Raw genomic sequence first — 19,074 nt, 5'->3', positions numbered from 1 at the left:
GCATTGGCCAGCAGCCAAGCAGGCGACGATTGCCGTCACTGTCGGTGAGTGTTGCGTCGGTTGAAGCAGAGCAAAGGGAGCAGAGTGGAGTGGGCTGCAGGGGGCAGACCTCACGGTCTGTCAGGAGCCGTGCGTCGGGGAGGGCAGGGCTCCGCCGGACGAGTCCGCCCGGGCGGCGTCAGCGCAGGTCGTCGGCGAGGAGGTCCATCAGCAGGCCGTCGTGCCAGCGGCCGTCCTCACCACGTTCGTAGCGGCGCATCACGCCGACGGTCCGGAACCCCACCTTCGCGTACGCCCGGATGGCGGCGGTGTTCGCCGCCGCCGGGTCGATGGTGAAGCGGTGGTGACCATGCACCTCGATCAGGTGCCGGATCAGCACGCGGATGGCGTCCCCGGCCAGCCCGGCGCCGCGCACCGAGGGGTCGAGGAAGATGTCGAGGCCGGCGTGCCGGTAGTCCGGGTCCTCCTCGGCGTGCCACTGGATCGCGCCGACGACCCGGTCGCCGTGCTCGATCGCGTACACCGAGACGCTCTCCTCGGCGAGATCCGCCTCGACGGCCGCGACCAGGTCGTCGCCACCGCGCCACCAGCGGCGTACCTCGGGCTCGGCGCGGATCCTCGCCAGCGCGGGCACGTCGGCGGCCGTCGCCGGTCGTAGGGTCACCGCCGTGCCGCGCAGCATCCGCTCAGCTCCGAATCTCGCCGTGTTCCACGCAGATCGCTGACCAGCCGACCGGCAGCACCTGCACCTTCATCCGGCGGCGGCACCGGGCGCAGTACCGCGGCGGCTCCAGGGCACGGGCCGCCGCACACTGCTCGTGGGCGCCGGACGCTGCCGCCTCCCCGCATCTGTCGCACCAGGTCTGACCCGTCACGGCTGCCGTCACAGGGTCGCCGACAGCGCCTTGACCGGCATCTTCAGCTCGTCGAGCAGCTTGAGGTCATCAGTGGCCGGTCGGCCGAGAGTGGTCAGGTAGTTGCCGACGATCACGGCGTTGATGCCGCCGAGCAGCCCGTCGCGGGTACCGAGATCACCCAGAGTGATCTCCCGGCCGCCCGCGTACCGCAGGATGGTGCGCGGCATGGCCAGCCGGAACGCGGCGATGGCCCGCAGCGCGTCCCTGCCCTCGACCACCGGGCGGTCGCCCAGCGGCGTGCCGGGCCGAGGGTTGAGGAAGTTCAGCGGCACCTCGTGCGGGTCCAGCTCGGCCAGCTGCGCGGCGAACTCCGCCCGTTGCTCGACGGTCTCACCGAGGCCGAGGATGCCGCCGCAGCAGACCTCCATGCCGGATTCGCGGACCATCCGCAGGGTCTCCCACCGCTCCTCCCAGGAGTGCGTGGTGACCACGTTCGGGAAGTACGACCGGCAGGTCTCCAGGTTGTGGTTGTAGCGGTGCACCCCCATGTCGACCAGCTCGTCGACCTGCTCCTGGGTGAGCATGCCCAGCGAGGCGGCGACCTGGATGTCGACCTCGGCCCTGATCGCGGCGACGCCCTCCCGCATCTGCTTCATCAGCCGGTCGTCCGGCCCGCGCACGGCGGCCACGATGCAGAACTCGGTCGCCCCGGTCGCGGCGGTCTGCTTCGCCGCCTGGACCAGCGAGGGAATGTCCAGCCACACCGACCGCACCGGCGAGGTGAACAGGCCGGACTGGGAACAGAAGTGGCAGTCCTCCGGGCAGCCACCGGTCTTCAGCGACACGATGCCCTCGACCTCGACCTCCGGGCCGCACCAGCGCATCCGCACGTCGTGGGCGAGCTGGAGGGTGGCGGACAGGTGCTCGTCGGGCAGGTTCAGCACGGCGAGGACACCGGCCTCGTCGAGGCCGACGCCGTTGTGCAGCACCTGCTCCCGGGCCTGGTCGAGGATCTCTGGCATGGCACGTACCCTACAAGGCCCCTTCGCGGGCGGTAAACGAGCGCGGACGGTGGGCGCGGAGCGGTCTCGGCGTGGTGCGGCGAGCCGCACCACGCCACGCCGGGGCAGGTCCGGCGGGTGGTAACTTCGCCCGGCGGAAGCGCCTGACGGCGGGAACCGGCGGGGGAGGGACGTGGCGGTGGCGGACTGGCTGGCGGCACTGGACCGCCGCGCCGAGCTGCGGGCGAAGGCGGGGCTGACCCGCCGGCTGCGCCCACGCGCCGCCGCCGACGGCGTGATCGACCTGGCCGGCAACGACTACCTGGGGCTGGCCCGGCACCCGGAGGTGATCGCCGCCGCCGCGCAGGCCCTTTCCGCGTACGGGCTGGGTGCGACCGGCTCACGGCTGGTCCGTGGCTCCACCGACGTGCACCACACCCTTGAGGAGACACTCGCGGACTGGCTCGGCACCGACCGGTCGCTCGTCTTCTCCTCCGGGTACCTGGCCAACCTCGGTGCGGTCCGCGCGCTGGTGCGTCCCCGTACGCTGCTGATCTCCGACGCGCACAACCACGCCTCCCTCATCGACGGCTGCCGGATCTCCGGTGCGGAGACGGTGGTGACACCGCACGCCGACGTGGCCGCGGTCGCCGCCGCTCTCGCCGCCGCTCCGGGCCGGCCGGCGGTGGTGGTCACCGAGTCGATCTTCTCCGTCGACGGTGACCTCGCCCCGCTGGCTCAACTGCACGCCACCGCCCGCGAACACGGCGCGTTGCTGCTCGTCGACGACGCGCACGCGCTGGGCGTGGTCGGCCCGGACGGCGCCGGCGCGGTGGCCGGGGCCGGGCTGACCGGCGAACCCGACGTGGTGGTCACCGCGACGCTGTCCAAGGCGCTCGGCGGGGCCGGTGGTGTGGTGGCCGGCCCGGCCGAGTTCGTCCGGCACCTGGTGGAGACCGCGCGGACCTTCATCTACGACACCGCCCTGCCGCCGGTGGTGGCGGCCGGGGTGCGGGCCGCCGTCGGGCTGGCCCGCTCCGGTGCCGGCCGGCGCGCCGAACTGGCCGAGCGGGCCGCCCGCACGGTCGGCCGGCTGCGCGCCGCCGGCCTGGACGTCTCCGCTGCCGACGCCGCCGTCGTCTCGGTCACCGCGCCCAGCCCGGAGGCGGCGACGGCGTGGGCCGCCGCCTGCCGGGACCGGGGGGTGGCGGTCGGCTGTTTCCGCCCGCCCTCCACCCCCGACAGCCGGTCGAGGCTGCGGCTGACGATCAGCGCCGGGGTGCCACGGGGGGATTTCGAACACGCCCTGGAGGTCATCGTGGAGTGTGCGCCATGACGGATCAGTGGCGCGGGCCGGTGCTGGTCACCGGCACCGACACCGAGGTCGGCAAGACGGTGGTGACCGCGGCGATAGCGGCTGCGGCGCAGGCGGCCGGGCTGCGGGTCGCGGTGGTCAAACCGGGCCAGACCGGTACGGCCACCGGCGACCCCGCCGACGTCGAGACGGTCACCCGGCTGGCCGCCCCGATGACCGGCCGTACGCTCGCCAGCTTCCCGGACCCGCTCGCGCCGCTGGCCGCCGCCCGGGTGGCCGAACTGCCACCGCTGGAGCTGTACAACGCGGTGGACGCGGTGCGGGACGAGGCCGACAAGCACGATCTGGTGCTGGTCGAGGGGGCGGGCGGGCTGCTCGTACCGATGGGCCTGCGGCCCTCCGGTGAGCCGTGGACGGTCGCCGACCTGGCGGTGTCGCTCGGCGCCGCGGCGGTGGTGGTGGCGCGGGCCGGCCTGGGCACCCTCAACCACACCGCGCTCACCCTGGAGGCCCTCGAACGGCGGGCCGTGCCGGCGGGCGTGGTGATCGGCGCCTGGCCGACCGAGCCGGAACTGGTGCACTGGGCGAACCTCAGCGACCTGCTGCCAAATCTGCTCGGCGCGCTGCCAGCCGGCGCCGGAGCGATGGACCCGGGAGTGTTCCGGCGTTCGGCGCCGGGCTGGCTCACCCCGGCGCTGTACGGCGTGCTCGACGACTGGCGCGCCTGGGCCGACGAGACCACCTGAGCGGCGGTGCCGGTCAGCGGCGGACGACGAAGGCGTCGGGCATCCGGAAGGTGAGATTGTCGGGGTAGTGGGGTGGGCGCACCACGCGTACCCCGGTCAGCAGCGGCGCCGCCTCGCGCACCAGCGTGGCGGCTTCCATCCGGGCGAGTTGGTCGCCGACGCAGCGGTGCGCGCCCGCCCCGAAGGCCAGGTGCCGGCGCGACCCAGGTTGCCCCGGCCGGAACTCGTCCGGCGACTGCACGACCGATGGGTCGCGTCCGGCTCGGGCCAGCCACAACACCACACTGCTGCCCGCCGGCACCCCCGTCCCGCCCAGCGTGGTGTCCACGGCGGCGACCCGCCGCCAGGTGACGATCGGCGGTTCCAGTCGCAGCCCCTCCTCCACCACGTCAGCCACGTCGACCGAGCCGTCGCGCAGCCCGGCGAGCACCGTCGGCTCACCGGCGAGTCGGTGCAGCAGCAGGGTGAGGAACTGCGAGGTGGTCTCCTGCCCGGCGACCAGCAGGAAGAACAGCGCGCCGACGACCACGTCGGGCGGGTGCCCGGCGGCGCGCAGGGACGCGACCAGACCGTCACCGGTGGCGGCGAACTCCCGCAGCAGCCGGTGGAACCGCCCCACCTCGGCGGCGAGCGCCTGCTGCCGGTCGACGTCGAGCGGCGCCCAGAAGAGTTCCAGCGCCGCGCGGGCGAACTCCTTCACCGCCGTGACGGGCGCGTCGGGCAGGTCGACCAGCCGGGCCAGGACCAGCAGCGGCAGGTCGGCGGCGAGACCCGCGTGCAGGTCGACCCGTGCGCCGGTGTCCAGGGCGGCGGTCAGCTCGGCGATCCGCTGCCGGACCAGCGTGGCCAGCCAGTCCTGTTGGGCGGCCACCCGTGCCGGATGCAGCGCCGCGGCGACCAGGGCGCGGATCTCCGGGTGGGTGGCACCACCGTTGTTGGCCAGCGTCGGCGGCAGCCGGAACCGGTGGGCGGCGAGCACCCGCAGCGCGGCCACCGGCATCGGGGTCACCGCGTCCAGTGCGTTGTCGGGTCGGAACGTCGTGGGGTCGGTGAGCACCTGCCGCACCAGAGCGTGCCGGGTCACCAGCAGGTGCTCGACGCCCACGTGGTCGGCCACCCGGGCCACGTCGGGCCAGTGGGCGGGGCCGACCCCGGTACCTGCCGGGGCCCGTTCCCAGCTGCGGAACAGCACGGCGTCACGCTAGTCGGCCGCCGTCGGGCGCCCGGCGCGCAACCGCCACACCGTGGTGCGCTTCACCCGTACGCTCTCCAGCGCCTCGCTCACCGGCACCTGGTAGGCGGCGAGTTCGTCGAAGCGTTCCCGGGGCAGGAAAGCCCGACCCGGGTCACCGACCAGCACCGACGCCCCGGCCCGGGTGGCGCGCAGCAGGAACCGCAGCACCCGGTTGGCCATCGCCTCGCTGTAGAAGACGTCGCCGGCCAGGACCACCTCGGCGTCGTGGGCGTCGCCGTCGAGGATGTCGCCGAGTTCGGCGTCGACGCGTACCCCGTTGGCCTCGGCGTTGAGCGCGACCGCCGCGACGGCCAGTTCGTCGATCTCCACGGCGCGGACGGCGGCCGCGCCGGCCCGGGCGGCGGCGATGGCCACCAGGCCGGAGCCGGAGGCCAGGTCGAGCACCCGGCGGCCGGCGACCGTCTCCGGGTGGTCGGTGACGTAGCGCGCCAGGCCCTGGCCGCCGGCCCAGGCGAAGGCCCAGAACGGTGGCGGCCGGTCGCTACGGAACTCGCCCTCGGTCAGCTCCCACAACCCGATCGGCTCGTCCGCCTGGTGCAACCGCACCTCGGGTACGAAGGCGACGGGCGTGAGCCGGGCGTGCAGCCGGACGAAGGCGGCGGAGAGCGCGGACATCCGGTGATTGTCCACCGTCGCCGTGTTCGGCGTGTCGGGGGTGATCCGTAGGCGGTTCAATACCGTACGTGAAATCGGGCATCTCGCTTCACGGTACGTGCGAACACGCCCGTCTACCGGGTGGCTCCCCGCGCTCCTAGCGTTGCCAATGGAGGCGACCAACGGGAGGACGGATCGTGAAGAGGCTGTGGCGTCACACGCTACGGATCGGGGTGGCACTGGCATGTCTCACCGGGGTGGACTTCGCCATGGCCGCGCCGGCGCACGCGGCGTTCGCCACCGAACTCGGCGGCCTGCCGGACCAGTTCACCGCCGGTGGGCGGGTGGCGACGGTCTCCGCTGTGGTGTCCCGCGACGATCAGGGCGACTGCATCAAGGTCCGCTGGTCGTTGGTGCTGGGTGTGCAGGGGTTGCGACTGGACCAGGTGCGGGTGGACCGGATCGAGGAGACCGGTTCGTTCCCGGTGGAGGTGCGCGCCGAGGGTGACGCGGCCCGGCTGACCGACCGTCAGCTCGACCCGGGCACGCTCTGCCCGGGGCGTACGGTCACCGCGCAGTACCGGATCGCCTTCGACCGGGACGTCGACCGGGGTCGGGTGAGCCTCGCCGCTGAGGCGTACGACCGAAATCTGCGGTTGCTGTCCCGCCAGACCGCGACCCGCGAGGTGGTGGGTCGGGGCGGCCAGGCCCGCCCCACGACCGCGCCACCCACCCCGTCGCAGGCGCCGACGGAGGACCCGACGGAGGATCCGACCGAGGTGCCGACGGTGGATCCGACCGAGGAGGAGAGCGATCCCGCCGACGACGCGGGGTACGCGGGCGGGGCGGCCGATCCGCCGGACGCCGACGCCGCCGGGAACCAGACCGGCAGCGGGCTGGGGCTGACCGAGGTGGCCTTCCTCCTCGGTGGTCTGCTGCTCTTCCTCGGGGTGGGCCTGCTGCTGCGGCTGCGGCAGCTGACTCGGGAGCCGGAGCCCGCGGTCGATGTCGGCGGTCCGACGCCCGGGCACTGGGACCGACGGCCGGACCCGCGGAGCCGGTGGCGGACGGTACCCCGCGACGACGGTTACCTCAGTTGATCCGGGCCACGGTGGGCGCGGTCGCGAACCGGCCCACCGTGGCGTCGCGTCACGGTGCCCAGTCCGGGTTCCGCCCGAAGGCGGCGAGGAGGCGGTCCTGTTCACCGGCCCCGGCGGGCAGCTCGACCTCGGGTTCGACGAGCCCGTCGCGCCGGTAGTCCGCGACGTGGCGGGAGTACCAGCGGGCCGCCTCGGCCACCGCGTCGGCGTCCATCGTGGGGTCCGCGCCGATCGCCACCGCCAGGTCCCAGCCGTGTATCAGATGTTCGGCCAGCAGCTGGTGCAGGTACTCCTCGGCGGGAGTGGCGCCGGCCGACAGGTGTACGGTCCGCTCCAGCGCGCCCGGGCTGGTGGCGGCGACCTCGGCCTGCGCCGCGGCCTCGCGGGCGACCTCGATCGGGTCGGTGCCGAGTTGGTCGCCGTCGTAGCGGTCACCGACTTCGTCGATGGTGCGGCCGGCGAGCAGCGGCACGCTCCACCGTTCCTCGCTGACCACGTGGTTGACAAGTGTGCGGACGTCCCAGCCGGGGCAGGGGGTGGCGGCCGACCATTGGCCGGGGTGTACCTGTTCCACCCGGTCGGTGAACTCGGCCAGGCTGCGCCGGTACGTCTTCAGCAGCTCCATGTCGCCTTTGTTCCCGCCGCTGGCGCGGGTAACCCGCCGGATTCGGTGGCGTCGGTAACCGGGGCCGTCTACTCCAGCTGCTCCGGATCGAGCCCGAGTTCGCGGGCGGTCACCAGGCGTACCCATTCGGCGAACTGTCGGCGGGAGATCACCCGGTCGTGCACCGCGAGCTGCACCGCCAGGCCGTCCATCACGGCGCTGATCCGCCAGGCGGCCCCGGCCGGGTCGGCGCAGACGAAGCTGCCCTCCCGGACCCCGTCGGCGATCACCGTGGCCAGGTCCTGCCGCCACCGCAGGTCCAGCTTGCGGGAGACCTTCTCCAGCTCGGGGGTACGCAGCGACTCCGCCCAGCCGTCGATCCACATGGACCAGGAGGTGGCCCGCCCGGCCGGGGTGTAGAGGCGCAGGATGCGACGGAGCTTGGTCAGCGGCGGGGCGCTGGAACGGGTGACCGCGTCGAGCCGGGCCAGATCCTGCTCGACCGCGTACGCGAAGGCCTGGGCGAGCAGCCGCTCCTTGGTGGCAAAGTGGTAGAAGACAAGTGCCTGGCTCACCCCGGCGGCCTGCGCCACATCAGCCGTGCGGGTGTTGGCCAACCCGCGCTGCCCGATCACGTCACATGCGGTGCGCAGCAGGGCATCCAGGCGGATTTCCGCCGCACGTCTCGTCACGTCCGTCACCGTATCCGATCGAAACGGATACGGCCGGTCACCAAACCCCTGTTGATCCGGCTTGCGACAGTCGGAAGCCGGACAGTTCCGGACTCGCCGGGACGGGAGCCCGATTTGGCATCCGATCCACCGCTCGGCTAGAGTTCTCATCCGTCACCGGGTACGCCCCGGGGCGTGCGGACGTAGCGCAGTTGGTAGCGCATCACCTTGCCAAGGTGAGGGTCGCGGGTTCGAGTCCCGTCGTCCGCTCGGAGCTGCCGCCACGCGTGACGGGGGCAACCTCGGTGGGGTGGCCGAGAGGCGAGGCAACGGCCTGCAAAGCCGTGTACGCGGGTTCAAATCCCGTCCCCACCTCGGTAAACAGCAAGGGCGATTGGCGCAGTGGGAGCGCGCTTCCTTGACACGGAAGAGGTCACTGGTTCAAACCCAGTATCGCCCACCAGTGGATCCAGCAGATGAAGGCCCGTTACCGGAGATCCGGTAGCGGGCCTTTCGCATTCTCTCCGGCGAGGCACCGCGGCAGCGGGTTGACGACTCAATAGTCAGTGCTGGATAGTCATTCCTGACTAAGGAGTGCTGGTGGAGCGACGTCGGAGAGTGCCCAACCCGCTGGCCCTGGCCGTGCTGGCCTGGCTGATGTGGGAGCCGATGCACCCCTACGAGCTGGGCCGACGACTCAAGCACACCGGTCAGGACAAGCTCATCCGGTACACCCGCAGCTCCCTCTACATGGTCATCGAGCAACTCGCCCGGGCCGGCTTCGTCGCCGCGCAGGAGACGGTCCGGGACAGCGCCCGGCCCGAACGGACGGTGTACGCGATCACCGAAGAGGGCCGCCACGAGGTGCACGACTGGCTGCGTTCCCTGCTGGCCCAGCCCCGCCAGGAGCATCCGCACTTCGCCGTCGCGCTGTCGCTGCTCAGCCTGCTTCCGCCCGACGAGGCGGTCGAGGTGCTGCGCCGCCGGTCGGCGGCGCTCGCCGGCCGGATCGAGGAGACCCGCACCACCATCGACGAGGCGCGCGCCGACGGTGTCGGGTGGATCTTCCTGGTCGAGGAGCAGTACGCGCTCGCGCTGCTGGAGGCGGAGCGCCGGTTCGTCACCGAGTTGATCGAGTCCCTCAAGCAGCCGGACTACGCGAAGTCCTGGCAGGAGACCATGGGAGGTCGCGCATGACAGCCGTCCGAACCGCGCTGGTGATCGGCGGCGGGATCGCCGGTCCGGTGACCGCGATGGCGCTACGTCGCGCCGGCATCGAGGCCACCGTCCACGAGGCGTACCCGTCGGCGGCCGAGGGGAGCGGAGTCACCCTGACCCTCGCGCCGAACGGACTGGCCGCGCTGCGCCTGGTCGACGCCGAGCGAGCCGTCGAGCGGGTCGGCCTGCCCATGCGACGCACCGTGGTCACCGACGGTCGCGGGGGCCGCATCGGTGCCTTCCCCCATGTGGCGGTGGAACCGGTCACGCTCGGGCTGTGGCGCGACGACCTGGCCCGGGTGCTGCGCGAACGCGCCGAGGCGCAGGGCGTGCGCATCGCGTACGGCAAGCGGTTGGTCGACGCCGAGCAGAGCGGTGACGGCGTACTCGCCCGGTTCGCCGACGGCTCCACGGCCAGCGCCGACGTGCTGATCGGCGCGGACGGCGTCCGGTCCCGGGTGCGTACGCTCATCGACCCGCAGGCGCCCGGGCCGCAGGTGCTGCCGCTGCTGAACCTCGGCGGCGCGGCCCCGTACGCGGTGCCCGACGCCGATCCGGAGGCGATGTACTTCGTCTTCGGATCTCGGGCCTTCTTCGGCTACTGGGTGCAGCCCGACGGTCGCACCGCCTGGTTCGCGAACGTTCCGGACCGTCGACCGACCAGCTACGCCGAGGCGAGCCGGATCCCCCGACCGCAGTGGCTGCACCGGCTCCGTGAGGTGTTCGCCGAGGACGTGCCGGCCCGGCAGGTGCTCGCCCACACCGTGCCGGACGACCTGGTGGCCATCGGATCGATCGAGAGCATGCCGTCGGTGCCCCGTTGGCACGGCGGTCGGCTGGTGCTGGTGGGTGACGCGGTGCACGCGCCGTCGCCCAGCTCCGGCCAGGGTGCGTCACTGGCCGTGGAGAGCGCCGTGCAGTTGGCCCGCTGTCTGCGGGACCATGCCGAGGTGCCCGCCGCGTTCGACGCGTACGAGCGCTTGCGTCGGGTGCGGGTGGAGAAGGTGCTCCGGCGGGGTCGGCAGACGACCTCCACCAAGACGGTCGGCCCGGTCGCGAAACGGATGATGCGGATCATGATGCCGCTGGCGTTGCGTACCTTCCTCAACCAGGAGCGGACGCTCGGCCCGGAGCAGCGCTACCGGATCGACTGGGACGCGCCGGTCACCACGGAACTGGCCGCCCGCCGCTCCTGAGTCGACGAGCTGCGCGTGCCGCGCCGGGTCGCCGACGCGTGGCGGTGGCGGCCACCGTCCGGTGACCGCCACCACCCGCAGCCGGTCACATCGGCGGCGCGACGTCCCGCCGCTCCTCGACCCGGCGGTACTCCACCGGCTCGTCGGTGGTGGCGACCGTCTGGCGACGGCGGCCCCAGACGAGCGTCGTCAGGATCAGGCCGAGCACGCCGGTGGCCATCAGGATCCAGCCGACCACGTCAATGTCGAGCCCGCCGATGCTGGCGTTGACCGCGAAGGTGAGGATGGCGCCGAGCGCCAACAGAAAGATGCTGGTGCCGATACCCATGACAGCCTCCTTTGTCCGGGGGTGCGGTGTGCTGTCGGGAGAGGTCTGTACCCGGGTCGGGAGCGGCGCAATCACCGGCCGTGGGGGCGGCGCCTCCGGCGATCTTGTCATCGGGTAGAGTTGCCCCGTCGCCGGCGCAGCCGGAGGCAGTGCGGACGTAGCGCAGCTGGTAGCGCATCACCTTGCCAAGGTGAGGGTCGCGGGTTCGAATCCCGTCGTCCGCTCGCGATTCGGTGACACCTGCGGGTGTCGCCGGTGCACCACGGGCGATTGGCGCAGTGGGAGCGCGCTTCCTTGACACGGAAGAGGTCACTGGTTCAAACCCAGTATCGCCCACCAGCTTTCGGCTGGCGCCACACTGTGACGACGGCGAGCGCGCCGAGCGGGTACCCAGCTCAGGCCCGGAAGGTCCGCCGATAGGTGTCCGGCGGTACGCCGACCGCGCGGTGGAAATGCCGACGCAGCGTCGTCGCCGTGCCCATGCCGGCCGCCGACGCGATGGTGTCGATGCTGTCGTCGGTGCTTTCCAGCAGCTCCTGCGCGCGACGGATCCGCTGCGTCAGCAGCCACCGCAGCGGAGTGGTGCCGGTCACCGAGCGGAACTGGCGGGCCAGCTGGCGGGAGCTGAGGTTCGCCTGGCGGGCCAGATCCTCGACGGTGAGCGGCTGGTCCAGGCGGTGCATCACCCAGGGGAGCAGTTCGGTCAGGGGATGGCCGTCCCGGGCGGGCACCGGCGTGCTGACGAACTGGGCCTGACCACCGGCCCGGTGCGGTGGTACGACCAGGCGGCGGGCGACCATGTTGGCGATCGCCGGGCCGTGATCGCGGCGGACCAGGTGCAGGCACAGGTCCATGGCCGCGGCCTTGCCGGCGGAGGTGAGCACGCGGCCGTTGTCGACGTAGAGCACGTCCGGGTCGACCGTCACCCGCGGATGGCGCGCGGCCAGCTCCCGGGTGTGGGCCCAGTGCGTCGTCGCCCGCCGCCCGTCCAGCAGGCCGGCGGCGGCCAGCACGAACACGCCCGTGCAGAGGGAAACCACCCGCGCACCTGAGTCGTACGCCGTACGCACCGCCTCGACCAGGACGGCGGGTGGTTCCTCGGCGACGTCGGCCAGGGCGGGCACGATCACGGTGTCGGCGGCGGCCAACCGGTCGAGCCCGTGGTCGGGCTCCAGCCGGAACCGGCCGACGCGGACGGGGTGCGTGCCGCACACCCGGACGTCGTACCAGGCAACGGGCACGGCGTCCGGCGCGGAGCCGAAGACCTCGTAGGCCAGCGACAGCTCGAAGTGCAGCATCCCGTCGGTGGCGGCGATCGCGACGGAGCGTGGGGCGACGCTCATGTCGGGAATTGTATGGGTCGTGTCGTTCCAGACACTCGCGCTGTCGCGTCGATCCCGCCAGAGTTCTGCCCAGCAGATCGCGTCGAAGAGGAGGCAGGCATGGCACCGGGGCGAGAGGTGGCGGTGTTCGGCGCGTACGGGCACACCGGCCGGTTCGTGGTGGCGGAGTTGGGCGAGCGCGGGTACATGCCGCTGCTGCTCGGCCGCGACCGGGACAAGCTGCTGGCGTTGGCGCGGACCCGACCGGGGCTGGTGACGCGGCGGGCGTCGATAGACGAGCCGACCTCCCTCGACCGGGCGTTGCGCGGCGCGACCGCTGTGATCAACTGTGCCGGGCCGTTCGCCTCGACCGCCGCCGCGCTGGTGACGGCGGCGCTGCGCGCCGGCATCCCGTACGTCGACGTGGCGGCGGAGATCGAGGCGAACCTCGACACGTTCCGGCACTTCGCGGCGCCGGCCCGCGCCGCGGGCGTCGCGGTGGTCCCGGCGATGGCCTTCTTCGGCGGGCTCGGCGACCTGCTGGTCACCACCGTCCTGGACGGCGCGGCGGCGGCGGACGAGGTGCACGTCGCCTACGGCCTGAGCAGTTGGCGGCCCACCCCCGGAACGCGCGCCGCCGGCGCGGTGTCGGCGCGGCGACGTGGTCACCGCCGGGTCCGCTACACCGGCGGGCAACTGGAGTACCACGACGACGCGCTACCGACGCTGGAGTGGCCCTTCCCGGCTCCGCTCGGCCCGCGACGCGTCATCGGAGAGTTCACCATGGCCGACGTGGTCACCGTGCCCAGCCATCTGGCCGTCCCCCGGGTGTGTACCTACCTGACCGCCGCGGCGGCGGCGGAGCTGTCCGCTCCGGACACCCCGGTGCCGACCGCCGTCGACGAGCGCGGCCGATCCGCACAGACCTTCGTGGTCGACGTCCTCGTCCGGGCCGGTGGTACGCACCGGCGCCTGGCGGCGACAGGTCAGGACATCTACGCGATCAGCGCGCCGCTCGCGGTGGAGGCCGTCGACCGCATCCTCACCGGCCGGACCAGGGCCGTCGGCGTAGCCTCGGCGGGCGCGATGTTCGACGCGCCGGATGTCCTCGCGGCCCTGTCCCCGTGCCTGTCGCTGCGTGTTCCGTCCGAACCCGCACCGGTGGGCCTCGGTCCGGAGCCGTCCCACCTACGGTGATCGGAGGCGGGCTGGTCGGCCCCCGTCGAGCGTGACCTGCTCCGAACGGATCCACCGAGCGGCGGCCCGGCGTACGCCCGACAGCGCGACGGCCGGTCAGCGGCCGTCGGCGCTGGTGGGCAGGGCGAAGTGCCAGCCCTCCGCGTGCAGGGCGGGAATCGCGCGGTCGACGGCGTCGACGGTCTGGCTACGGTCGCCGCCGCCGTCGTGCAGCAGCACCACGGCGCCCGGCGCGACGCCCTCGACGAGACGCCGCAGCAGTTCGTCCGTGCCGGGCGGTTCCCAGTCGGTGACGGCGAGCCGCCAGCCCATCGGTCGCATCCCGAGCGCCGTGGCCACGCCGGGCGTCTGGCCCCAGGCACCGTACGGTGCCCGGAAGTAGGGGACTCGGACGTGCGGGACCGCGTGCCGGATGACCGCGTTGGTCTCCAGCAGGTCCGAGGCGATCCGGCCGGCGGCCCAGGATCCCATGTCGTGGTGGTGCATGCTGTGGTTGCCCAGCGCGTGTCCGGCCGCGACGATCCGGCGGACCAGCTCGGGGTGCTCGATGACCCGGTCGCCCTGAAGGAAGAAGACCGCCCGCACGTGGTGGGCGGCCAGGACGTCGAGCAGGTGCGGGGTGTGCTCCGGGTGCGGTCCGTCGTCGAAGGTGAGGCAGATGACCCGGTCGGTGCCGATCACCTCGGTGGGCCGTACCGGCGGCGGTCCGACGCCCGACCCGGACGCGGCAGGCGGGGGACGCAGGGGCTGCATGGTGGACGACATCGGTCGGACCTTCCGCTGGTGGGCCGTGTGGGGCGCTCGGCGCCCCACACGGCCCGCTGGTGGTGGATGGCTGGTCCGCCCGCCGCGACGAGGATCAGCGGCGGGGCTTGGGTGCGATGCGGGGCAGGACGAACGGCGGGCCGGCGAGGATCAGGTCGGACTTGATCTCGTGGTAGGCCAGCTTGGGCTGGTAGTTCTCGTCCATGATGGTGGCCAGGCCCTCCGGCGGGTCGTCGAACCAGCCCGGCACCCAGGAGTGCTTGTCGCTGAAGCCCCAGACGGTGTACGAGAGGCAGCTGCGGACGAGCAGGCAGGCCTTCATCAGCACGCTGTGGTTGGCGGCCGACGCCTGCAACCTGGGGTTGATCTCCTCGGAGTTGCCGGCCTGGACCGCCTCGGTCATCTGGCTGCGGACGTCGACCTCGGTGAACGCGGTCGCCACACCGAGCGAGGTGAACTTCTTCAGCGCCTCGGTCACCTGGAAGGTGCTGAAGTTGCCGTACTGGGTGCCGAGGTGGCCCTGCGCGCCGACGCCGTCGATCGGTACGCCCTGGGCGCGCAGCCGCTTGACCATGTCGTAGACGAACTGGGTCTTGTCGTCGGCCGGGTTGCCGGAGCCGAACGCCTCGATGTTGTAGTCGTTGTAGAACAGCAGCGCCCTGGGGTCGGCGGCGCGGGCCCACCGGAACGCGTCGGCGATGTAGCCGGGCCCGAGGTTCTCGGCCCAGAAACCCTTGTAGTGCAGGGTGGGCGGGGTGTCCCAGGGGTCGCTGACCGCCTCGTTGACGACGTCCCACTGCCAGATCTTGCCCTTGTAGCGCTTGACCACGGTGGTGATGTGCTTGCGCAGCAGCTCGCGCAGCTCCTGCTTGCTGATGGAGCCGTCGGCGACCCCTTCGGTCAGCCACTGCGGCAACTGGTTGTGCCAGACGAGCACGTGACCCCGTACGCTCTGGCGGTTACGCTTGGCGAAGTTGACGAGCTGGTCGGCCGCCTCCCAGTCGTAGGTGCCCCGGGTGGGTTCGAGGCTTTCCCACTTCATGGCGTTCTCCGCGGTGACCGAGACGAACTCGGACGCGGCGATCTTGCGGTATTCCGGGTCGGCGGTGTCGTTGAGGGCGTCCGCGCTGACCGCGGTGCCGATCTGCAGGCCGTGGCGCAGGCCGAGGGCGCCCAGGGTCTGTGCGGTCGGGTCGTACGGCCGGCCGGCCGTGGCCGGCACCATGTTCAATGTCGCTGCGGTCGCGACGGCGACCGCACCGACGGCCATCCACCGTCTCAACTTCATCTGCATTCCTCTCGATCTTCGATCGACATATGTCGATCATGAAGTGCCGGGTTCGGACCGGTGCTGAGCAGGTTGGCAGCGCTGGCGGCGCTCTGGCCGGACGTGACACGTGCCGGAAAGGGCGCCGATATTTTTCCGAATGTCGATCGGTAACTTGGCCGAAACGTTAGGGCCATCGATGCCCGCAGTCAACCACGAAGACTTCCGGAAGTCGGCCGTCTGCACTGCTGGAACGTCCGGTTTACAACCGGAAACTTCCGGATCCAGCTCCGGCTTCCCGACTCGCTGAGGCCGCCGCCCGTGCCGGAAGTGGCCGGGCCGGCTCGCTCCCGCGGGTTCCGTGGACGGGGTCGAGCCGGCCCGGGGCCGGGTGCCCGCCGGCGGTGGGTCGATCGGAGGGCGGGCGGTGGGTCGACGCGGATCAGTGTTCGAGATAGGTGGCGTGATCGAAGTCGGCGTAGCGGCCGTCGCCGCCGATGTCCTGCACCCAGAGGCCGAGCAGAGCGCCGGTGAAGCCCCAGGCCGCCGGTTCGCCGTCGACGATCCGGGCCGCGTGCTCGTCCGAGAGGATGGTGGCGTCCAGCTCGACCGGCAGCCACTGCCAACCGTCACCCAGGTCGTACGCGAAGCGCAGCACCGGCCCGTCGAAGGTGACCCGCAGGCCCACCCGCAGCCGGCCGCCGGTGTCGACGGTCAGCTGTGGATACGCGGTGCGGTGGCCACCGTCGCAGCTGAGCAGCTCCAGCACGGAGCGTCCGTCGTCGGCCCGGGTCAGGTAGAGGTGGTGCCAGTTCTCGGTGTTGTAGTAACCGGTGATGCCCGCCAGATGCCGGTGGTCGCCCGGGTCGAACTCGACGACGGTCTCCAGCGAACAACGCACCGCGCCCACCGGCCGTGCCACCAGACTCGGCGTCTGCTTACCGACGGGGGACTGGCCGCCGTGCACCCGCAGGTGCGAGGGGCGGGAGCGCAGGTCGATCCAGTCGTCGGTCGCCGGGCGACGCAGGGTCGACCAGCCGGCACCCAGGCGCGGGGCGTCGAAGTGGTCGGTGGCCGGCTCGTCGGGCCACGGATGGGCCGGCAGGTCCGGGGCGGGGATCTCGTCGGCCGGCACCCGGCCGGACACACACGGCCAGCCTCCCGGCGACCAGTCGACCTTCTGTATCGCGGTCTCCCGACCGAGGACGCAGTTGCCGAGCGGTGTGTAGGGACGGCCCACCAGGTGGGCGAGATACCACTCGCCACGCTGGGTGCGCACCAGGCTGCCGTGGCCGGCCTTCTGCAGCGTCAGGTCCGGACGGCCGACCGAGGTGAGCAGCGGTCCGGCCGGGTCCACCTCGTACGGTCCGAACAACTCCCGCGACCGGGCCACCGTGACCTGGTGCTCCCAGCTGGTGCCACCCTCTGCGGTGACCAGCCAGTACCAGCCGTCGTGCCGGTAGAGGTGCGGTCCCTCGGTCAGACCGACCTCGGTGCCGGTGAAGATGATCCGGGGTCGGCCGACCAGTTGCCGCCGGGTCGGGTCATACTGCTGAATCTCGATGCCACCGAAGCGGTCGCGACCCGGCCGCCAGTCAGCACTCATCGCCAGCAGCCAGGAGGTGCCGTCGTCGTCGTGGAACAGCGCGGCGTCGAAGCCGTGCGAGTGCAGCCGTACCGGGTCCGACCACGGTCCCGTGATGGTCGGCGCGGTGGTGAGGAAGTTCTGTGCGTCCCAGTAGCCGCTGGCGAAGCTGGCGACGTCGCTGTAGACAAGGTGGAACAACCCGTCGTGGTACGTGAGGTCGGGTGCCCAGATCCCGTTGGAGTCGCCGCAGCCGCGCAGGTCGAGCAGGCGGCGTTCGGTGATGATGCCGCCGAGTTCCCGCCAGTGGACGAGGTCTCTCGAGTGGTGCACCCGGACCCCGGGATACCACTCGAAGGTCGAGGTCGCCAGATAATAGTCGTCATCGACCCGCAGGATGGACGGATCCGGATGGAAGCCGGTCAGAACGGGGTTGCGGATCGACCGGACGATGGCGACGTCTGCGATCTCGGTCGACATGTTCGACTCCTTCAGGTCACGATCCCGGTTTCCTCCCGGAAATACTCCGGAAATACCGGGATGGCGCTCACGGTATCGGCTGACGTCCGCTCGCGACACCCCCTTGACCGGCGACGCAAGCCCGTCGTAACGTGCCGGCCATCACGTCGAAAATACCGGTATCGAAGCGAAACTTGCGATCCCGCTTTCATGGCCGCCGCTGATCGCGGTGGTGTTCCCTCCGCGTTACTACGCCTCCCGAAGGGATTAACCATGACATCGCACCTCACCCGCCGGTCGCTGCTGGGGCTGGCCGGCGCGGGCGCCGGCGCGCTCCTGCTCGGCGCCTGCGGGGATGGGGACAGCGGCGCTTCCGCGAGCCCGCAGAAGATCAGATGGTGGCACGTCCAGGACGCCGAGCCGATGCTCGGCGTCTGGGCTGATCTGGCCCGGCAGTACGAGGGCGCACACACCCACGTCACGATCGACGTGCAGCCGCTCGAGGTCGAGGCGTTCAAGACCAAGTTGAACGGCGCGGTCGAGGCCGCGCTGCCGCCGGACCTGTTCCAGTCGTGGGGTGGCGGCGCACTGCAGCAGCAGGTGGAGGCCGGCCTGGTCAAGGACATCACCAGCGAGGTCCAGGGCTGGATCGGGCAACTGCTGCCCGCCTCGTTGCAGCCGTACACGGTGAACGACAAGATCTACGGCATTCCGTTCGACATCGGCATGGTCGGCTTCTGGTACAACCGGGACCACTTCGCCAAGGCCGGCATCGAGACGCCGCCGAAGACCTGGGGCGAACTGCTGCAGGTGGTCAACAAGCTCAAGGCCGTCAACATCGCCCCGATCGCGCTCGGCGGCAAGGACAAGTGGCCCGGGCACTACTACTGGGCGTACCTGGCGATGCGGATCGGCGGTCTCGAGGCGCTGCAGCAGGCGGCCGAGGACCGTAACTTCGACACCCCGGTCTTCGTCGCCGCCGGCGAACGCCTCCGCGAACTCGTCGACATGCAGCCGTTCCAGAAGGGCTACCTGCGCGCGGAGTACGGGTCCGAGACCGGACAGGCCGCGACGATGGGCAACGAGGAGGCCGCCATGGAGCTGATGGGCCAGTGGGCACCGTCGGTGCAGGCGTCCTCCTCGACCAGCAAGCGTGGCCTCGGTGACCGACTCGCCTTCTTCCCGTTCCCGGCGGTCGAGGATGGCAAGGGCTCGGCCACCGACGCGTTCGGCGGCGGCAACGGCTTCGTGGTCGGCCGCGACGCGCCGCCCGCCACCGTGGACTTCCTCCGGACGCTGCTGCAGGCGAGGAACCAGCGCCGGGCCGCGCAGACCGGCGCGGTGCTGCCCACCAACCAGGCCGCGGCCGGCGGGATCAAGGATCTGAACAACCAGGTCGTGGCGGCGAACCTCGGCATCGCGACCGGCTTCCAGCTCTACCTCGACCAGGCGTACCCACCGGCGGTGGGCGCGCAGGTCAACGAGAGCGTGGCGCAGCTGATCGCCGGCACCAAGCGGCCGGACCAGATCGTCAAGGACATCACCAGGGTGGCCAAGAAGCAGTAACGGGCGTCGTCGGCGCTCGGGCACCGCG

Annotated in this window: 19 protein-coding genes and 5 tRNA genes; 12 read left to right on the top strand and 12 right to left on the bottom strand. The window is 71.9% G+C overall.

Features of this window, described 5'->3' with window-relative positions; all coding sequences use genetic code 11:
• Nucleotides 1–178: 178 nt before the first annotated feature.
• Genes O7605_RS11385 through bioB form a run of 3 tightly spaced genes read right to left on the bottom strand, consistent with a single transcriptional unit; the run spans nt 179 to nt 1,879 of the window.
• On the bottom strand, nt 179–682 hold the full coding sequence (locus O7605_RS11385) for a GNAT family N-acetyltransferase (protein ID WP_269739155.1): 504 nt from the start codon (nt 680–682) through the stop codon (nt 179–181).
• A 4-nt stretch (nt 683–686) separates the two neighbouring features.
• Nucleotides 687–887, bottom strand: a complete 201-nt coding sequence (gene bsaP, locus O7605_RS11380) for a biotin synthase auxiliary protein BsaP (protein ID WP_269739154.1) — start codon at nt 885–887, stop codon at nt 687–689.
• Entirely contained in the window at nt 884–1,879 is a 996-nt protein-coding gene (gene bioB / locus O7605_RS11375) for a biotin synthase BioB (RefSeq protein WP_269739153.1), read from the bottom strand. Before bioB ends, bsaP begins: the two co-directional genes overlap by 4 nt.
• 178 nt (nt 1,880–2,057) lie before the next feature.
• On the opposite strand from bioB, the gene O7605_RS11370 reads away from it, so the two are divergent.
• Both O7605_RS11370 and bioD read left to right on the top strand, forming a co-directional pair.
• Complete coding sequence (locus O7605_RS11370) at nt 2,058–3,194, top strand: 8-amino-7-oxononanoate synthase (protein WP_269739152.1); 1,137 nt, start codon at nt 2,058–2,060, stop codon at nt 3,192–3,194.
• Nucleotides 3,191–3,919, top strand: coding sequence for a dethiobiotin synthase (gene bioD / locus O7605_RS11365; RefSeq protein ID WP_269739151.1), 729 nt, complete (start codon nt 3,191–3,193; stop codon nt 3,917–3,919). The genes O7605_RS11370 and bioD overlap by 4 nt, the downstream gene beginning before the upstream one ends.
• A gap of 13 nt (nt 3,920–3,932) precedes the next feature.
• Here the strand turns inward: bioD and O7605_RS11360 are convergent, their stop codons facing one another.
• Together O7605_RS11360 and O7605_RS11355 are read right to left on the bottom strand one after the other, a co-directional pair.
• Nucleotides 3,933–5,111, bottom strand: coding sequence for a cytochrome P450 (locus tag O7605_RS11360; protein WP_269739150.1), 1,179 nt, complete (start codon nt 5,109–5,111; stop codon nt 3,933–3,935).
• A 9-nt stretch (nt 5,112–5,120) separates the two neighbouring features.
• Complete coding sequence (locus O7605_RS11355; protein WP_269739149.1) at nt 5,121–5,789, bottom strand: class I SAM-dependent methyltransferase; 669 nt, start codon at nt 5,787–5,789, stop codon at nt 5,121–5,123.
• 176 nt (nt 5,790–5,965) lie between these two features.
• Between O7605_RS11355 and O7605_RS11350 the strand changes: the two genes are divergently transcribed.
• Entirely contained in the window at nt 5,966–6,868 is a 903-nt protein-coding gene (locus O7605_RS11350; protein WP_269739148.1) for a hypothetical protein, read from the top strand.
• Between the two features lie 49 nt (nt 6,869–6,917).
• Here the strand turns inward: O7605_RS11350 and O7605_RS11345 are convergent, their stop codons facing one another.
• Together O7605_RS11345 and O7605_RS11340 are read right to left on the bottom strand one after the other, a co-directional pair.
• Nucleotides 6,918–7,493 carry a TIGR03086 family metal-binding protein gene (locus tag O7605_RS11345; RefSeq protein WP_269739147.1) on the bottom strand — a complete coding sequence of 192 codons (576 nt, stop codon included), beginning with the start codon at nt 7,491–7,493 and terminating at the stop codon, nt 6,918–6,920.
• A 68-nt stretch (nt 7,494–7,561) separates the two neighbouring features.
• Nucleotides 7,562–8,164 carry a TetR/AcrR family transcriptional regulator gene (locus O7605_RS11340; RefSeq protein WP_164445494.1) on the bottom strand — a complete coding sequence of 201 codons (603 nt, stop codon included), beginning with the start codon at nt 8,162–8,164 and terminating at the stop codon, nt 7,562–7,564.
• 176 nt (nt 8,165–8,340) lie between these two features.
• Between O7605_RS11340 and O7605_RS11335 the strand changes: the two genes are divergently transcribed.
• From O7605_RS11335 to O7605_RS11315, 5 genes are all read left to right on the top strand, one after another.
• Nucleotides 8,341–8,413 (top strand) — tRNA-Gly (locus O7605_RS11335).
• A gap of 34 nt (nt 8,414–8,447) precedes the next feature.
• Nucleotides 8,448–8,518: transfer RNA gene (locus O7605_RS11330), tRNA-Cys, on the top strand.
• Between the two features lie 13 nt (nt 8,519–8,531).
• Nucleotides 8,532–8,606, top strand: a tRNA-Val gene (locus O7605_RS11325).
• Between the two features lie 137 nt (nt 8,607–8,743).
• On the top strand, nt 8,744–9,340 hold the full coding sequence (locus tag O7605_RS11320; RefSeq protein WP_269739146.1) for a PadR family transcriptional regulator: 597 nt from the start codon (nt 8,744–8,746) through the stop codon (nt 9,338–9,340).
• Nucleotides 9,337–10,557 (top strand): FAD-dependent monooxygenase, encoded by a 1,221-nt coding sequence (locus O7605_RS11315; RefSeq protein WP_269739145.1) that lies wholly within the window; start codon nt 9,337–9,339, stop codon nt 10,555–10,557. The genes O7605_RS11320 and O7605_RS11315 overlap by 4 nt, the downstream gene beginning before the upstream one ends.
• A gap of 85 nt (nt 10,558–10,642) precedes the next feature.
• Here the strand turns inward: O7605_RS11315 and O7605_RS11310 are convergent, their stop codons facing one another.
• Nucleotides 10,643–10,885 (bottom strand): DUF6458 family protein, encoded by a 243-nt coding sequence (locus tag O7605_RS11310; protein ID WP_269739144.1) that lies wholly within the window; start codon nt 10,883–10,885, stop codon nt 10,643–10,645.
• 151 nt (nt 10,886–11,036) lie between these two features.
• Here O7605_RS11310 and O7605_RS11305 point away from each other — a divergent pair.
• Nucleotides 11,037–11,109: transfer RNA gene (locus tag O7605_RS11305), tRNA-Gly, on the top strand.
• Nucleotides 11,110–11,149: 40 nt separating this feature from the next.
• Nucleotides 11,150–11,224, top strand: a tRNA-Val gene (locus O7605_RS11300).
• A gap of 56 nt (nt 11,225–11,280) precedes the next feature.
• Here O7605_RS11300 and O7605_RS11295 read toward each other — a convergent pair.
• On the bottom strand, nt 11,281–12,228 hold the full coding sequence (locus O7605_RS11295; RefSeq protein WP_269739143.1) for a helix-turn-helix domain-containing protein: 948 nt from the start codon (nt 12,226–12,228) through the stop codon (nt 11,281–11,283).
• 99 nt (nt 12,229–12,327) lie between these two features.
• Between O7605_RS11295 and O7605_RS11290 the strand changes: the two genes are divergently transcribed.
• Nucleotides 12,328–13,404 carry a saccharopine dehydrogenase NADP-binding domain-containing protein gene (locus O7605_RS11290; RefSeq protein WP_269739142.1) on the top strand — a complete coding sequence of 359 codons (1,077 nt, stop codon included), beginning with the start codon at nt 12,328–12,330 and terminating at the stop codon, nt 13,402–13,404.
• Nucleotides 13,405–13,500: 96 nt separating this feature from the next.
• Here O7605_RS11290 and O7605_RS11285 read toward each other — a convergent pair whose 3' ends face one another.
• The 3 genes from O7605_RS11285 to O7605_RS11275 form a co-directional block, all read right to left on the bottom strand.
• Nucleotides 13,501–14,169 (bottom strand): polysaccharide deacetylase family protein, encoded by a 669-nt coding sequence (locus tag O7605_RS11285; RefSeq protein ID WP_269739141.1) that lies wholly within the window; start codon nt 14,167–14,169, stop codon nt 13,501–13,503.
• Nucleotides 14,170–14,263: 94 nt separating this feature from the next.
• Entirely contained in the window at nt 14,264–15,457 is a 1,194-nt protein-coding gene (locus tag O7605_RS11280; RefSeq protein WP_269739140.1) for an endo-1,4-beta-xylanase, read from the bottom strand.
• A gap of 421 nt (nt 15,458–15,878) precedes the next feature.
• Complete coding sequence (locus tag O7605_RS11275) at nt 15,879–17,501, bottom strand: glycoside hydrolase family 43 protein (RefSeq protein WP_269739139.1); 1,623 nt, start codon at nt 17,499–17,501, stop codon at nt 15,879–15,881.
• Nucleotides 17,502–17,753: 252 nt separating this feature from the next.
• Here O7605_RS11275 and O7605_RS11270 point away from each other — a divergent pair, with 252 nt between their 5' ends.
• Nucleotides 17,754–19,046 (top strand): extracellular solute-binding protein, encoded by a 1,293-nt coding sequence (locus tag O7605_RS11270; RefSeq protein ID WP_269739138.1) that lies wholly within the window; start codon nt 17,754–17,756, stop codon nt 19,044–19,046.
• Nucleotides 19,047–19,074: the final 28 nt, after the last annotated feature.

Source organism: Verrucosispora sp. WMMA2121, assembly GCF_027460185.1.
Lineage (GTDB): Bacteria > Actinomycetota > Actinomycetes > Mycobacteriales > Micromonosporaceae > Micromonospora > Micromonospora palythoicola.
The sequence above is the reverse complement of the archived record's forward strand: the minus strand, read 5'-3'. Positions and strand labels throughout refer to the sequence as shown.